The 15,521-nt window shown below is 70.8% G+C and carries 13 protein-coding genes; 4 read left to right on the forward strand and 9 right to left on the reverse strand.

What is annotated here, in order from left to right; genetic code table 11:
• Positions 1 to 10 precede the first annotated feature (10 nt).
• The 6 genes from RS86_RS13330 to RS86_RS13355 form a co-directional block, all read right to left on the reverse strand.
• Positions 11 to 406, reverse strand: a complete 396-nt coding sequence (locus tag RS86_RS13330) for a VOC family protein (RefSeq protein ID WP_045272739.1) — start codon at positions 404 to 406, stop codon at positions 11 to 13.
• A gap of 81 nt (positions 407 to 487) precedes the next feature.
• The gene (locus RS86_RS13335; RefSeq protein WP_045272740.1) at positions 488 to 1,213 is read right to left on the reverse strand and encodes a DUF624 domain-containing protein; all 726 of its coding nucleotides are present in this window, start codon (positions 1,211 to 1,213) and stop codon (positions 488 to 490) included.
• Positions 1,210 to 2,118, reverse strand: coding sequence for a carbohydrate ABC transporter permease (locus tag RS86_RS13340; protein WP_045272741.1), 909 nt, complete (start codon positions 2,116 to 2,118; stop codon positions 1,210 to 1,212). Before RS86_RS13340 ends, RS86_RS13335 begins: the two co-directional genes overlap by 4 nt.
• Positions 2,118 to 3,044 carry a carbohydrate ABC transporter permease gene (locus RS86_RS13345; RefSeq protein ID WP_045272742.1) on the reverse strand — a complete coding sequence of 309 codons (927 nt, stop codon included), beginning with the start codon at positions 3,042 to 3,044 and terminating at the stop codon, positions 2,118 to 2,120. Before RS86_RS13345 ends, RS86_RS13340 begins: the two co-directional genes overlap by 1 nt.
• A gap of 146 nt (positions 3,045 to 3,190) precedes the next feature.
• Entirely contained in the window at positions 3,191 to 4,468 is a 1,278-nt protein-coding gene (locus RS86_RS13350; protein ID WP_045272743.1) for an ABC transporter substrate-binding protein, read from the reverse strand.
• 68 nt (positions 4,469 to 4,536) lie between these two features.
• Positions 4,537 to 5,556, reverse strand: a complete 1,020-nt coding sequence (locus tag RS86_RS13355) for a hydroxyacid dehydrogenase (RefSeq protein WP_045272744.1) — start codon at positions 5,554 to 5,556, stop codon at positions 4,537 to 4,539.
• Between the two features lie 141 nt (positions 5,557 to 5,697).
• Between RS86_RS13355 and RS86_RS13360 the strand changes: the two genes are divergently transcribed.
• From RS86_RS13360 to RS86_RS13370, 3 genes are read left to right on the forward strand one after another with little or no spacing between them, the layout of a single operon-like run.
• On the forward strand, positions 5,698 to 7,740 hold the full coding sequence (locus RS86_RS13360; protein WP_052680263.1) for a heparinase II/III domain-containing protein: 2,043 nt from the start codon (positions 5,698 to 5,700) through the stop codon (positions 7,738 to 7,740).
• Positions 7,737 to 8,870 (forward strand): substrate-binding domain-containing protein, encoded by a 1,134-nt coding sequence (locus RS86_RS13365; protein WP_045272745.1) that lies wholly within the window; start codon positions 7,737 to 7,739, stop codon positions 8,868 to 8,870. The genes RS86_RS13360 and RS86_RS13365 overlap by 4 nt, the downstream gene beginning before the upstream one ends.
• Complete coding sequence (locus RS86_RS13370) at positions 8,867 to 10,840, forward strand: DUF2264 domain-containing protein (protein WP_200892811.1); 1,974 nt, start codon at positions 8,867 to 8,869, stop codon at positions 10,838 to 10,840. Before RS86_RS13365 ends, RS86_RS13370 begins: the two co-directional genes overlap by 4 nt.
• Positions 10,841 to 10,886: 46 nt before the next feature.
• Here RS86_RS13370 and RS86_RS13375 read toward each other — a convergent pair whose 3' ends face one another.
• From RS86_RS13375 to RS86_RS13385, 3 genes are all read right to left on the reverse strand, one after another.
• Entirely contained in the window at positions 10,887 to 11,717 is an 831-nt protein-coding gene (locus RS86_RS13375; protein WP_082076800.1) for a VOC family protein, read from the reverse strand.
• 121 nt (positions 11,718 to 11,838) lie between these two features.
• Positions 11,839 to 13,119 (reverse strand): alpha/beta fold hydrolase, encoded by a 1,281-nt coding sequence (locus tag RS86_RS13380; RefSeq protein WP_082076777.1) that lies wholly within the window; start codon positions 13,117 to 13,119, stop codon positions 11,839 to 11,841.
• 77 nt (positions 13,120 to 13,196) lie between these two features.
• A complete protein-coding gene (locus RS86_RS13385; protein ID WP_045272747.1) occupies positions 13,197 to 13,919 on the reverse strand; it encodes a FadR/GntR family transcriptional regulator in 723 nt (240 codons plus the stop codon).
• Between the two features lie 144 nt (positions 13,920 to 14,063).
• Here RS86_RS13385 and RS86_RS13390 point away from each other — a divergent pair, with 144 nt between their 5' ends.
• The gene (locus tag RS86_RS13390) at positions 14,064 to 15,521 is read left to right on the forward strand and encodes a GntP family permease (protein WP_045272929.1); all 1,458 of its coding nucleotides are present in this window, start codon (positions 14,064 to 14,066) and stop codon (positions 15,519 to 15,521) included.

Raw genomic sequence — 15,521 nt, forward strand, 5'->3', positions numbered from 1 at the left:
GCGATCCCCCTCAGCCCGCGGACAGCACGGACAGCACGTTGCCCGCCGGGTCGGTGAACCAGGCGATGTCGGGCCCGCGGCCGGGTCCGCCGTGTGCGATGCCCTTCTCGTCCGTGCCGAAATCGGGATCTGTGTAGATCTTGGTGATCACGCCGCGGCCGTTGAGGTCATCGACCGCCGCCTCGACGTCGTCGACCGGGAAGTTCAGGATCGTGAAGTTCGCCGGCGTGTGATCCGGTTTGGCATAGACGAGGATGGATCCGCCCTGCGGCAGGCGGATGTCGAGGAACCCCATCGGGTTGGTCGAGACGTCCAGGCCGAGGGTCTCGCCGTAGAAGGTCCGGGCCGCGTCGACGTCATCGACGCTGAACCCGCTGAATGCGTGCGTGGGCTGGAAGGCGGTCATGGTCCCAGCATGCGCTCCTGGGAGGCGCGGGGTCCAGGGTCGATGCCGTGTCTCGCGCGAACGCTCCGGTCGCCGCGGCGCTCACGCGGTCGCCGCGACCTCTGCCTGCACCGCCCGGCGGAACGCGAACTCCGCGTTCGCGAACACGACGTAGAGCAGGAGCCCCGGCACGAGTGCGCCCAGCACGGGCTGCACGACGACCGCGGCCGCCGAGATCCCGAGCAGTACGAGCGCGAACACGCTGAAGTACCAGCGCCGGACCGACAGGTAGATCGCGGCCTTCACGATGGCACGCACCGACGCCTGCGGGTACAGCACGAGACCGGCGAGCGCCGAGGTGCACGTCACCAGAGCCCAGGCCGCCACCAGGGCGAACGTCGGCGCGAGCAGGGGCGCCCAGACCGTGCCGGTCAGGATCGCGCCGTCGTACAGGACGAAGCCGATCACGAGTGCCGTGACGAGGCCGAGCAGCGCGGCCGCCGCGCCGCGGCTGCGGAAGCCGTGCCAGAACGCGGCGAACGGACGCGGGGGCTCCTCGCCGCGCATGCGGCGGAAGACCTCGAAGGCCCCCGCGAGCGACGGGGCGAGCGTGAGGGAGAGCAGCAGCACGGTCGGCCAGGCCTGCAGCGCATCGCGCGAGGCGAACAGCAGCACGGCGAGCGGCAGGTTCGCGAGCACGAGCAGCAGATCCGTCATCAGGATCGTGTACGCGTACCCGAACATCGACTCCATGGTCTCCTGGCGCAGATGCAGGATCCGCCGCCGCGACGGGCGGGCCTGGGCGCGATCGCCGCTCACCGCGCTCATCCCTTCATCCCGCTCGTCGCGATGCCGCTGATGAAGTAGCGCTGTCCGGCGAGGAAGATGACCAGGATCGGGATGATCGAGATCACCGATCCGGTCATGATCAGCGCGTACTGCGCGGAGTACTGGCCGATGAACGACTTGAGTCCGATCTGCACGGTCCACAGCTCGTTGCTGGAGAGGTAGATGAACGGTCCCATGTAGTCGTTCCACGTGTTCACGAACGTGAGCAGGGCGAGTGAGGCGAGGGCGGGCTTCGAGAGCGGCAGGATGATCCTCGCCCAGATGCCGTAGTCGCTGAGGCCGTCGATCCGCGCGGCCTCGTTGAGCTCATCCGGGATGGTCATGTAGTACTGCCGCATCAGGAACACCCCGAACGCGCCGAACGCCTGCAGCAGGATGAGCGCCGTGAACGTGTTCGTCAGGCCCGCCTTCTGCATCATCACGTACTGCGGGATCATGTAGGCCTGCCACGGCACCGCGATCGTCGCGATGTAGGCGAGGAACAGGGCGTCCCGGCCGGGGAAGCGCACCTTGGAGAAGCCGTAGGCGGCGAAGCTGCCCGTGAGCACCTGCAGGATCGTGATGACGATCGCGAGGAATGCGGAGTTCGCGAGGTAGCCGGCCATCGGTATCTGGGTCCAGATCTCCGCGTAGTTGCTCCACACCCAGGTGGTCGGCAGCCACTGCACGGGCACCGTGAGCACCTGGTCGTCATGCTTGAACGACGAGGACAGCATCCACAGGAACGGCAGCAGCACGACGGTCAGCAGGACCACGAGCAGTGCGTACATCCCGATGCGGCCGATCCGCTCGCGGCCCCTCCGCGTGCGGCGCCGGGGGACGGACGGGGATGGCACGCGCCCGCCGTCGAGCTCCTGAGCGAGGTCGGATGTGAGAGCGGACATCAGCGCTCCCTCCTCTGCTGGATCCGGAACTGGAAGACGGTCACGATCAGGACGATCAGGAACAGCACGAGCGAGATCGCCGAGGAGTACCCGAACTGACCGTTCAGGATGCCGTCCTGGTAGATGAGCTGCGAGAGCACGAGCGTCGCGCGCCCTGGGCCGCCGCCGGTCATCACGAAGATGAGGTCGAACACCTTGAAGCTCGACACGCTCAGCAGCACGAGCACGAGGAACGTGGTGGGCCGCAGCGACGGCAGTGTGATGTTCCAGAACGTGCGCCACCGGCCGGCGCCGTCCATCGCGGCGGCCTCGTAGTACTCCTGAGGGATGGCCTGGAGCCCGGCGAGGAACAGCACCATGTAGTAGCCCATGTCGCGCCACACGCTCGTGATGATCACCGCGGGCAGCGCCCAGCCGGTGCTCGAGGTCCAACCCGGCGGATTCGCGATCCCGAGCAGATGCAGGAACTGGTTGATCGGCCCGTTCACCGGATCGAAGAGCATGTTCCACACGATCGCGATCGCGACGAGCGAGGTGATGTACGGGAAGAAGATGGCGACCCGGAAGAACGCGATGCCGCGCAGTTTCTGGTTGAGCAGGATCGCGAGCCCCAGCGCGCAGACGAGGGTCAGCGGCACATGACCGATCGCGTAGAGCAGGGTGTTGCCCAGGGCGACGTGGAAGTTCTGGTCGCCGAACAGGCGGGTGAAGTTCTTGATCCCGGCGAAGGTGGGCGGGTTGTACGCATCCCAGTTCATGAACGCCAGCACGAAGGCGGCGAGCACCGGCACGAGCGTGAACAGCGCGAATCCGAGGAAGTTCGGCAGGATGAAGCTCCAGCCGATGAGGATGCTGCGCCGGCGCATCCGTCGGCTCGCGACCGTGCGCTGCACCGTTGCGGGCGGGCGGTCCGTGGTGGTGGTCATGTCTCTCTCTGCTCCGATTCGGGGAGGGGGTTCAGTGGCGTCGAGGGCCCTTCGTCTCGCTGCGCTCGCTCAGGGACCGGTGGGTCAGCGGTCCCTGAGCGAGGAGCGCAGCGACGAGACGAAGGGCGGTCAACGACCCCGTCGTGTCACTGGTTCAGCACCTCGGAGGTCACGCGGCTCTGCATCTCGGAGATGCCGTCGGCCACCGACTTGCTGCCGGTCATGATGAGCTGATGCTCCTGATCGAGCACACCCTGCAGCTGGGCCGCGAGCGGTCCGGTCGCGCCGTCGGGGCGGATCGTGTCGGGCGTGAACGCCTTCTTCGAGGTCGCGTCCTGCGGCATGCCCTTCAGGGCGAAGTACTGCGTCGTGATCTCGTCGCTGTGGTACGCCGGCACGATGCCGATCGACGCGACGGCCTTGGCGCCGTCAGGGCCTGCCGCGAAGGACAGGAACTTCTTCGCCGCGTCCTGGTTCTTGGAGTTCTTGTTGATCCCGAAGCCGGTGGGGCCGCCCATGGTGGTGATCTTGGATCCGCTCTTGATCTGCGGGATCGGCGCGATGCCCCAGTCGACGGACGTGGTGCCCGCGGCCGTGTCGGCCAGCAGCGGCGAGATGAGCCAGGTGCCCATCGGGACCATGGCGGCCTTGCCGGTCTCGAAGATCGTCTTGTACTGGGCCTGCTGGCTCTTCGCGGTGCCGTAGTCGAGGATCGTCCCGTCCTTCTGCATGCCGAGCGTGAGGTCGTACTGGTCCTTCATCCAGGAGTAGTCGGGCTTGTCGAAGGCCTTGTCCTGCTGCGCGGACGCGTAGCCCTGCACGAGCGAGTTCCAGGTGTGGATGTACGCGCCGTAGACCTTGTCCGCGCCGTCGCCCTTCGTGAGTTTCTTGGCATCCGCGGCGAACTCGTCCCAGGTGAGGGCCGAGGGGTCGGAGACGCCCGCGTCCTTGAGCAGCTGCTTGTTGTAGAACAGCACGCTGAAGTCCTGGCGGTAGGGGACCGCGTAGTAGGTGCCGTCGGCCTTGTACTCGTCGAGTGCGGGGATCTTGTCGGCGGGCAGTGCCTTCACCAGGTCGTTCACGCCGACGAGCTGCTTCTTCTGCGCGTATCCGCCGAAGTCGGTGAGGTTCTTGACAGTGATGATGTCGGTCGTGTCGCCGCCGGCGAGCATCGTCGTGACCTTGTCCTCGTAGTTCGCGGCGAGGATGTCGACCGGTTCGATCGTGATGTCGGGGTTCGCCGTGTGGAACGCGTCGAAGAGGGCCTTGAACTCGGGCGTCTGCGCGTAGTTCCATACCGAGACGCGCAGTGTGGTGCTGCCGCCGCCCGAGGCGGTGGAGGCCGGGGCGGACGTGCCGGCGCAGCCGGCGAGGGCGAGCGCCGCCGCGGCGACGGTGCCGACGGCGATGAGGGATCGCTTCATGCGAGGTTCTCCTTCTGAGGTGGAATCGGGTGGAATCGGGTGGTGCCGGGGGGAAGAGGAGGAGCGGCTCAGGCGCTGAGCTGCAGGGCGTCGACGGTGACCTCCTCGTACAGGGGCAGGCCTGCCGCGAAGCGCTCGAGCTCGTCGAGCGCGGCGTCGGTCATGCGGTACAGCTCGGTTCCGAGCGAGCCCGCCAGATGCGGCGTGATCATCACGTTCGGCAGGCCGTACAACGGCGAGTCGGCGGGCAGCGGCTCGGGATCCGTCACGTCGAGGATCGCGTTGAGGCGGCCGGTCGCGCACTCGCGCTCGAGCGCGGCCGTGTCGATCACGCTGCCCCGGGCGGTGTTGATGACGGTCGCATGATCCCGGAGTGCGGCGAGCTGCGCCGTGCCGATCATGTGCCGGGTCGACGGCAGCTCAGGGGCGTGCAGCGACAGCACGTCCACGCGGGGCAGCAGCTCTTCGAGCGTGGTGTGCACGCCACCGGCCGCGGCGATCTCGGATGGGTCCGCGTACGGATCCGCCACGAGGACGGTGACGTCCTCGAGCTGCTGCACGATGTCGACGACGCGGCGGCCGACGCGGCTGAAGCCGACGACGCCGATCGTCAGACCGAGGTTCCCGAGCCCGCCGAACCGCTCCGCCCTGAGCCCGTTCTGCCGGCGCGTCTCGGGGTCGGCGGCGATGAACGGCGCCTTCTTGCCCGCGAAGATGATCGCGGCGAGCGTGAACTCCGCGACGGGCACCGCGTTGACCTCGGCGACCGAGGCGGCACGGATCCCGCGTCGCCAGAACTCCTCGCTCACCTGGGGGCGGATGGAGCCGGCGCAGTGCAGCATCGCGCGCAGGTTCGGCATCCGGTCCAGGCGCTCGGCGTCGAGGCGAGGGGCGCCCCAGCCGGTCAGGAGCACCTCGACCGAGGCCAGTCGCTCGGACAGCGCGGGGTCGTCGAGATCCTCGGTGAAGACCGGCTCCGGGACGGTCGCGATGCGGCGCAGTCGTGCGATGCGTGCGGGGTCGAACTGGCGCTCGAACACCTCGCGGGACATCACGACGAGAGCGTTGGGGGTGGTCGTTGCGGTCATTCCCGGAGGTTCCCGTCCTTCGTCAGATCCGGACGAGGCAGGCATTGCGTCGTCGCTGAACTCAGTAGATACTCGGACTCGTTCGAGACGAAACCAAACATTCAGAGTCGAACAGATACAAGCACAAGCGAAGGTTGAACCATGACGCGGAACCCCGATGCGGACACCCTCTCGCGGGTCAGCGCGCACGCCGTGCCGCCGCCCGGAACAGCCGTGAGCGCCGCGGAATTCCGCGGCCCGTTGTACGCGGAGTGGGGCTCGGCGATGCGCGAGGAGGCGCTGCTCGCGACGTTCGGGAGCGCCACCGCCGCGGCGCTGCGCGAACGGGTGGGGATCCCCTCGATCGAGCGCCGCGACGTCTGGATGCACGCGGATCCGAACACGATCGAACGGATCCTGGCGGACGCCGGGGGCGACCGCGACCGCCCCTGGGCCGGCGCCCTCGGCTCGCTGTTCGCCCGTTACGTCCGCGACGGCGACCGGGCGACCTACGAGCGCGCGGTGTCCGCGCGGCAGGAGCGGCTGAGCCGCGCCGTGGTGGCCGCGGCCGTGACCGACGAACCGGGGTGGATCGACGAGGCGGCGGACGGCGTCGTGGTGCTGTGCGAGCAGAGCACCTGGTCGCTGCCCGCGCACGACGACGCGCATGCCCGGCGCGGGTTCGTGCTGCCCGATGTGGCCTCCCCGTATCTCGATCTCGTCGCGGGCGAGATCGTCGCGCAGCTTGCTGTCGCAGACCGCGTCATCGGCCCGCGCTGGGACGAGAGCTGGCCCGGTCTGCGCGAGCGCATCCGGCACGAGGCCGAGACGCGCGTGTTCCTTCCGTTCGAGACCCGGGACGACCTGTGGTGGCTCGGTTACTGGCGCGACGTCAACAACTGGAACCCCTGGATCCTCGGCAACGTGCTGCTCGCCGCGGTGCTACTGGTCGACGACACCGACCGCATCGCCCGTCTGCTCGCGCGCGGGCTCGACAGCCTCGACCGCTACGTCGCGGAGCTGCCCGCCGACGGGGCGATCGACGAGGGCGTCGCCTACTGGTGGAACGGCGCCGGCCGCATGCTCGAGATGCTGGACACCGTGGCCGCGATCACGGACGGCGGACTCGACGCCACCGGGATCCCCGTCGTCGCCGAGGTCCTGCGGTTCCCGATGCGCATGCACCTCGGCGGGGCCTGGTACGTGAACGTGGCCGACGGCTGGGCGCGCTCGCGCGGGCACGAGCCCTGGCAGCTCCCGTTCCGCTGGGGGAGCCTCACCCGAGACGCGAGGGTGACGGAGTGGGCACGGGCCGCCCGCCGGCCGGGCGCGCCCGTGGCGGACGCCGCGGGAGGGCTGCCGCGGCTGGTGCGCGCGCTCGCCGACACCGCCTGGCGGGACGCCGTCCCGGCAGCCGCACCGCTTCCGGAAGCGGTGTGGCTGCCGTCGGTCCAGGTGCATGTGCGGCGCGCCACCGCCGGCTCCGCCGCGGGACTCGCGCTCGCCGCGAAGGGCGGTGCGAACGACGAGAACCACAATCACAAGGACCTCGGATCCTTCCTGGTCGCCGCGGGCGGCCGACAGCTGCTCGTCGACGTGGGGAAGCCCACCTACACCGCGCAGACCTTCAGTGCCGAGCGCTACCTGATCCGCGCGATGCAGAGCGGCTGGCACAGCACCCCCGCGCCGTTCGGGCTCGAGCAGGGCGAGGGCCCCACGTTCGCGGCCCGGGTGATCGCCGCGCCGCAGGGTGAGTCGGGATCGACTCGCCCCACAGTCCGCGAGGCGGATGAGGCCGGGGAGACCGGGGAGTTCGAGCTGGAGCTTGCGGGCGCCTACCCGCTCCCTGCGGGCGACTGCTGGCGCCGCACATTCCGGTTCCATGCCGGCGGCGCGGGCGCGGGCGCGGACCGCATCGAGGTCGTGGACCGGTGGCGGCTGACGGCTGACGGCACCCACCGGATCCACCTCATCGCCGCCGGCGAGGTCACGCGCTCCGGCGGCGCGGTCGAGATCGCGGCCGACGGGCGGAGGATCCGCATCGCCGCGGACGACGGGAGCGCCCCGGTCCTGCCCTCGCTCGAGGCGTGGGAGCTGGACGACCCAGAGCTCATCGCCGTATGGGGTCCGCGGCTGACCCGCCTCGTCTACGACGTCGGGGGACGAGCCGGCACGTTCGCGACCGTGATCGAGGAGCTGTCGTGAGCGGGCGGGATCCGCTCTTCGCCCTGCAGCGCCGGGAGCGGATCATGGACGAGATCCGCGAGCACGGCTCCGTCAGCGTCTCCACGATCGCGGCCCGCCTGGGCGTGAGCGAGCTCACGATCCGGCGCGACATCAATACGCTCGCCCAGCAGGGGCTCGTCACGCGCGTGCACGGCGGGGCCACCCTGCGCAGCGCCCTCGAACCAGGGCTCAGCCCCGCGCTCACCGGGCACGACCCGGCCGTCACGCGCTACACGATCGGGATGGTGGTGCCCTCGCTCGACTACTACTGGCCGCCCATCGTGCACGGCGCGAGAGCCCAGGCCGCCCAGCTGCGCGCCCGGCTGCTGCTGCGCGCATCGACGTACGACCTGCGGGACAACCGCCGCCAGGTCGAGGCGCTGCTGAACACCCCGGGTCTGCACGGTCTCATCGTCGCCCCCGACACGTTCGGCGAGAACGCGGTCGAGATGCTGGAGTGGCTCGACGCGCTGCCCGTGCCCGTCGTGCTCGCGGAGCGCCGGGTGCGCGCTGCGGCCGCCGCGCCGCATCTGGACTCGGTCGTCTCCGATCACACCGCAGGCGCCGCGCTCGCCGTACGGCACCTGCACGAGCAGGGGCACGAGCGCATCGGCCTGATCACCGAGACCGAGCGTCCCACCGGGCGCTACGTCCGGCGCGGGTGGGAGAGCACCCTGCGATCTCTCGGACTGCCGACCGACGCCGCCAGCATCAACGGCGTGCGCTTCGACACGGCGGGTCGCGAGCAGGCGATGGACGACGCACTCAAGGTCATTCGCGACACCGCCACCACGGCGGTCATCGTGCTCCCGGATCCGCAGGCGCTCGCGCTCGAGCAGCACGTGCTGGACCGGGGGCTCCGCGTGCCGCACGATCTCGCGATCGTCGCCTATGACGACGATGTCGCCCGGTTCGGCGACCCCGCGATCACCGCCGTCCGTCCACCCAAGCAGCACGTCGGACGCGAGGCCGTGAACCTGCTCATCGCCCGGCTCGACGCGGGCGGCGGCCGCCCGGCCTTCCGGGTGAAGCTCAGCCCCGAGCTGCACGTGCGCGAATCCTCGCTGCGCCCGAGCATCCAAGCCCCTCTCGTGAAGGAGACCTCGTGACCGCCTTCGATCCCGCCCGACTGATCCTGCCGCCGGAGGACCGCGCGCTCTCGCCGCACACGGGATGGACGCGCGGGCACTGGGCCGCCGTGGCCGACCACCTGCTGCTTTCGCTGCGGCCGTACTTCACGTCCACGCGCAGCCAGGTGCGCCTGCCGGGGCGGACCAGCAGCAGCGGGGCCGCCAGCGACGGGCTGGAGGGCTTCGCGCGCTCGTTCATGCTCTTCGCCTTCCGCCTCACCGGCGAACGCGGGGCGGATCCGCACGGGTTCCTGGACTGGTACCGCGACGGACTCGTCGCCGGTACCGACCCGTCGAATCCGGAGCGGTGGATCCTGCCCGCCGAGCAGGCGCAGGCAGAGGTCGAGGCCGCCTCGATCGCCCTCGGGTTGCAGCTCACCCGGCCCTGGCTGTGGGACACGCTCGACGCCGTGGCGCAGCAGCGCATCGTGGACTGGCTGTCCCTGAACCCCGTGGGCTGGTACCCCGACAACAACTGGCTGTGGTTCCGGATCACCGTCGAGACGTTCCTCGCCTCGGTCGGCGGACCGCATGACCCCGCGCGGATCGCGTCCGATCTCGCCCGCATCGAGGACTACTACCAGGCCGACGGCTGGTGGGCCGACGGCACATGGCGCGCCTACGACTACTACTGCGGCTGGGCGATGCACCTGTATCCGTTGCTCTGGGCGGGGTCGCAGGGATCCGCGGACTTCGGATCCGGCGCGCTCGCGCCCGTGTTCCGCGCCCGGCTGACCGAGTTCCTCGATGACTACGTGACGCTCACCGGCGCGGATGGCGTGCCCGTGCTGCAGGGGCGCAGCCTCATCTACCGGTTCGCGACGGCCGCGCCGCTCTGGATGGGCGCGGTCACCGGCGCCACGCAGCAGCCGCTCGGCCTGCTGCGCCGGGCCGCTTCGGGTCAGCTGCGCGCGTTCGTGGAACGAGGGGCGGTCGACGAACGGGGTCTGCTCACGATGGGGCTGTTCGGCGAGTGGCCGGCGATGGCGCAGTCGTACTCGGGCGGCGGATCGCCGTACTGGGCGTCGAAGGGGTTCCTCGGCCTCGTGCTGCCGGCGGACCACGAGGTGTGGACCGCCGTCGAGGAACCGCTGCCGATCGAGCAGGGCGATGTGCGCCGGGTGATCCGGCCCGCCGGCTGGCTCGTCAGCGGCACCGCGGCCGACGGCATCGTGCGCGTGATCAACCACGGGGCGGACCACGCGTTCGAGGGCGACCGCATCGGCGACTCCGCGCTGTACGCCCGGTTCGGCTACTCCAGCGCGACGCTGCCGCCGCTCATCGGCGCGACGATCGACGATCCTGCCGACAGCATGGTGGGCGCGCTCGACGCCGAGGGGCGTTCCACGCACCGCACCGGGTTCGTCCGCGGCGCGTTCGGCGACGACGGCATCGCCGCGTTCGCGAGCTCGACGGCCGACGCGCACTGGGTGGACTCGAGCAACGACCCGCCGACGTACGACCACGGATCCGGACGTGCGGGCGTCGTGACGGACGGGCCCCTGCTCGCGACGGCGAGCGTCGTCCGCGGGTCGTGGGAGGTGCGGGCGACCCGGCGGCTGCCTCAGGAGGGCGTCGCTGCGGCGCCGCTGCCGGTGCGCGTGAGCGGCTGGCCGCTGACCGGGTCCGCTGCGGCGATCGCGGAGAGCGAGGACGCCGCAATCGCGCTCGATCTGGACGGGGTGCGCTCCGAGCTCCGCGCGCTGTCGGGGGCGGCGACGGCCTCGATCCGCACCGAGGCCGGCGTCTCACCGATCGGCGAGGTCGCCTCGATCCCGCGGCTCGACTTCGCCGAGGTGGGCGAGGGCGACGTCGTGATCGCAGCGATCCGCCTGGGGCGCGGAGCCGACCCGGCGCCGTCGGCGCGGGCGGTCGTGTCCGATGCGGGCGAGGCTGTCGTCGAGGTGTTCTGGCCGGACGGCGCGGTGAGCGCGGTGCGGATCGGCTGAGGCCGCTCGGATCGGGGACTCGCCCCGCGGTCCTCGGTCCGGCTCGTCAGCCCGCGGTCGTGAGGCGGATCGCGTTCGCCCAGGGATCCTCGAACGCGAGCGTTCGTCCGTCGTCACGCACGGGGACGCCGAAATGCGTCATGCGCTCGGCGACGGAGCCGAGGTCATCCGCCCCCGGCAGGACGATGTCGACGCGGCCGAGGCCCAGCGCCGGGGAGCGCCGGCCCGCACCCGCGCTGTTCCACGTGTTCATCGCCATGTGGTGGTGGTAGCCGCCGGCGCTCACGAACAGCGCCGATCCGCCGAGCTCCGAGGTGGTCTCGAAGCCGAGTCGGTGCACGTAGAACTCGCGCGCCGAGGCCACGTCGCCGACCGAGAGGTGCACGTGGCCGACGCTCGCGCCGCCGATCACAGGGTCTGCGGTGCCGCTCTCGGTGAGATGCTCGCCGAGGAACGCGTTCGGATCCAGGTACAGGGTGTCCATCTCGATCCGGCCGTGCGCCCAGCTCCACTGCGTGCGGTCGCGATCCCAGTACAGTTCGACTCCGTTGCCCTCGGGATCCGTGAAGTAGAACGCCTGGCTGACCAGGTGATCCGCGCTGCCGGTGAAGGTTCCGGGGGCGTGCTGCGCGACGGAGTACAGCGCGGCGGCGAGGGCCGCCTGCGTCTCGAACAGGATCGCGGTGTGGAACAGTCCCGCCGCGCGCGGCGCCGCGTGCTTCAGGTCGGGGCTGTGCTGCAGGATCACCACCGGCGTCGTGCCGCGGCCGAGCACCACGCGGTCGCCCTCGGCGGACAGGACCCGCAGCGTGACCGCCTCGCGGTAGTACGCGGTCATCGCGTCGAGATCGGCGACGAGCAGCGTCACAGCGCCCATCGCGGTGTCGGCGGCGAGGAGGTCGGAGCGGGATGAGGTCACGGTCTATGCAACCGAATGGACCTGGGATCCATTCCTGGCAGACGCGCGCCCGCGGGGCCGAATCGCGTCCGCGTGCGGCTCAGGGCCGCAGCGCCGCCTCCCAGCGCGTGCCCGTGGTGAGCAGCCGAGGGAGGCCCGCCACGAGTCCGCGCCGGGGGAGCGCGCTCATCATCGCGCTCTCGGCGGGCAGCCGGCGCTGCTCGCCCCGGCTCAGCCGCTGCAGCGCGTGCAGCAGCGCGAGCGGGTGCGATTCGAGAGCGCTGTGCCCGTTGTCGATCTCGACGAGCACCGTGTCGGGTGCGGCCGCGGCCACGCGGCGCGCCACCGCGGCGGGGGTGCGCAGGTCGCGCGAGCCGGTCAGCAGCACGGTGGGCCAGTCGAAGCCGGCCGCCGCGGCCGGCAGGTCGAACGGTTCGCCGGCGAACCGGGGGAACCTGTCGGCGACCGCCGCGTAGGTGAGCGAGGGGTCGAGGGCGGATCCGTCCGGATCCGGCCCGAATCCCAGTTCGCGGAACGCGATCGCGCCGACCAGGTCGAACTCGTAGAACCCCGGCACGTGCGCCTCGGACTCGGCCTTGTCGACGTACGCCTCCAGGGCCGACCACACCGATCCGTGCCCGCGGGAGTCGTGGCGGGGACGTCCGCTCCGATCCGTGCGCCGGGCGTCGTGCACGCGCTGGCGCAGCAGCGGTTCGAGGAGCCCCTCTCCGCCGAGCTCATAGGCCGCGCGCAGCACGCCGAGGAGGATGCGCGGATCCGATCCGTCGTCGAGCAGTTCGCGCACCGAGGCGGCGATCCGGGTGTCGCCGTCGAGGAACAGCTCGCGGATCATCGCGCGCTCGGCGTCGCGATCCGCGACCGACTGGAGGGCGGAGTCCAGCAGCATCCCGGCGACCCGGCCGGGGTGGCGGGCGCCGAACGCCGCCGCGACGTAGCTGCCGTACGAGGACCCGGAGACGTACGCGCGGTGCACGCCCTCCCGCTCCAGGACGGCGGCGAGGTCGTCGATCACGTCGACCATGCGCATCGCCGAGAGCGGCAGGCTGCGCCCCTCGAGGTCGGTGCGGGACAGGCCGACGCCGCGGTGCTCCATCATGATGACGTCGAGCCCGAGGGCGGCGGCCCTGCGCCGGAACCGCCGGTAGGGGAGCACGGATCCGAGTCCCGGGCCGCCGGGGATCACGACGATCGGCGCCGCGGAGCGCGGTCCGCTGCGCACGTACGCGAGATCGAAGGCCGGTGCGGTCGGCGTCGCGGGGCGGCGCACCCGGCGCACCCCGCGCACGGAGGCGGCGAGCAGACGAGGCAGCGCGCTGGGCGCGTGCGTTCCGCGTCCCGCCTCGCTCTTCGTGTTCGCCATGGGTCGATTATGCGTGCCGGGCGCTCAGCGGGCGCTGTCCGGAAGCTATCAGCGGGGTTAAGGTCCGCGTTCGGGTCTCAGGCCTCGGGCTTGGCCATCGACTCCACGGCGTCGTCGGCCTCGGTCACGATCGCGGCCATCGCGGTCGCGGCCGCCTCGGGGTCGCGCGAGGTGATCGCGGCCGCGACGTCCTGATGCAGCCGCAGGGCGGTCGCATCCGCGCGATGCGGCATGAGCGCGTGCGCCGTGCGTCCGTGCAGCAGCTCGGCGACCACATCGGTGAGACCGGCCAGGTAGGGGTTGCCCGAGCCGCGCAGCACGGCCGCGTGGAAGTCGATGTCGTGCTGCAGGTAGACGGGCTCGTCGGCCCTGTCGCCGTGCTCGACCATCCCGAGCACCGCCCTGACGAGCGTGGCGCGCTGTTCGGGGGAGGCGTGCGCGGCGGCGAGGCGTGCGGCGAGCGGCTCGATCGCGGAGCGCAGCTGGCTGAGCTCGTGCAGGGCGCCGAGCCGGTCGGATCCGTCCAGCCGCCAGCGGATCACCTCGGGCGCGTACGGACTCCAGCGCTCGGCCGGCAGGACCTCGACTCCGGCCCGGCGGCGCACCTCGACCATGCCCATCGTCTCGAGCACGCGCACCACTTCGCGCATCGCCGAGCGGGAGGCCCCGTACTCCGCGGCGACGTCGGCCGTGAGCAGCCGGGCGCCCGGTGCCAGCTCGCCCTCCACGATGCGCATGCCGATCGCGTCGAGCAGCCGGCGGTGCTGCGCGGATGCCGCCTCGCGGGTCCCTTCTGCCATGAAGCCCATTATGGCGATAGCCCGGCAAGAACGACGTCGAAACCCCTTGTAGATCTGTGTATAGCAGACCGGTGCTTGATTAAGTCCTACTTATCGCTTACGCTGAGGCGAAATCTCTCCGCCAGACCAAGGAAGCTCATGGCCATGTCATCGAACCTTCTCGCCGCCGTTCCCGGAACGCTCCTCACGGCCGCAGATCCCGTCCCGCCCACGACGACCGCCCCGGAATGGGTGCTGATCCTCGCGGCGCTCATCGGCATCGCGACCATCGTGGTGCTGATCACCTGGGTCAAGCTGCATCCGTTCCTCTCGCTCCTGATCGGTGCGCTCGTCACCGGCCTCGTCGCCGGCATGTCCGCGACGCAGACGGTCACGAGCTTCTCCAACGGCTTCGGATCCACGGCCGGCGGGGTCGGCGTGCTGATTGCCCTCGGCGCGATCTACGGCAAGCTGCTCGCCGACTCCGGCGGTGCGGACCGGATCGTGGACACCCTGGTCTCCCGGGCGAGCGCCGCGGCGCTGCCCTGGGTCATGGGCCTGGTGGGCGCGCTGATCGGCCTGCCCATGTTCTTCGAGGTCGGTCTCGTGCTGCTCGTCCCGGTGATCATCCTGGTCGCGCGTCGCTCCGGCGTCTCCCTGATGAAGATCGCGATCCCGACGCTCGCGGGGCTCTCGGCCATGCACGGCCTGGTGCCGCCGCACCCCGGACCGCTCGCCGCGATCAGCCTGATCGGCGCGAACCTCGGTCTCACGCTCGCGTTCGGCGTCCTCATCGCGATCCCGACCGTGATCGTCGCCGGCCCCCTGTTCGGTCGCCTCGCGGCCCGCTGGGTCGACGTTCCCGTGCCCGCGCTGTTCCAGACCGCCGAGGACACCTCCCAGTCCGGTGAGACCGAGACCGTTCAGGCGCGCAAGCGTCCCGGCTTCGGCACCACGCTGTTCAGCATCCTGCTTCCGGTCGTCCTGATGCTGCTCTCCGCGATCGTCGACATCGTCGCCCCGAACGACACCTCGGCGTTCAAGGGCATCATCGACTTCCTCGGCAAGCCGGTCATCGCGCTGCTCATCGCCGTGCTGGTCGGCATGGTCGTGCTCGGCCGCGGGGGCGGCATGTCCTCGAAGCAGGTCGGTGCCTCGGTGTCGGCGTCGCTCCCCGCGATCGCCGGAATCCTGCTCATCGTGGGCGCCGGCGGCGGCTTCAAGCAGGTGCTCGTCGACTCCACGATCGGCACGGTGATCGCGCACGCGATCTCGGGCATCGGCGGGGCGCTGCCCGTCGTCCTGTTCTTCGCCTGGCTCGTCGCCGTCCTGATCCGCGTGGCGACGGGATCCGCCACGGTCGCCACCATCACGGCCGCCGGCATCCTGCAGCCGCTCGTGCACGACCTCGGCCTGTCGCCTGCGGGAGCCTCGCTGCTGGTGCTCGCGATCGGCGCCGGATCCGTCTTCCTCTCGCACGTTAATGACGCGGGTTTCTGGCTCATCAAGGAGTACTTCGGCCTGAGCATCCCGCAGACGCTGAAGTCGTGGTCGATCATGGAGTGCCTGATCTCGGTCGTCGGCCTCGCCGGCGTCCTGGTCATCGGCGTGTTCGTGGGCTGA

Source organism: Microbacterium azadirachtae (assembly GCF_000956505.1).
GTDB lineage: Bacteria > Actinomycetota > Actinomycetes > Actinomycetales > Microbacteriaceae > Microbacterium > Microbacterium azadirachtae_A.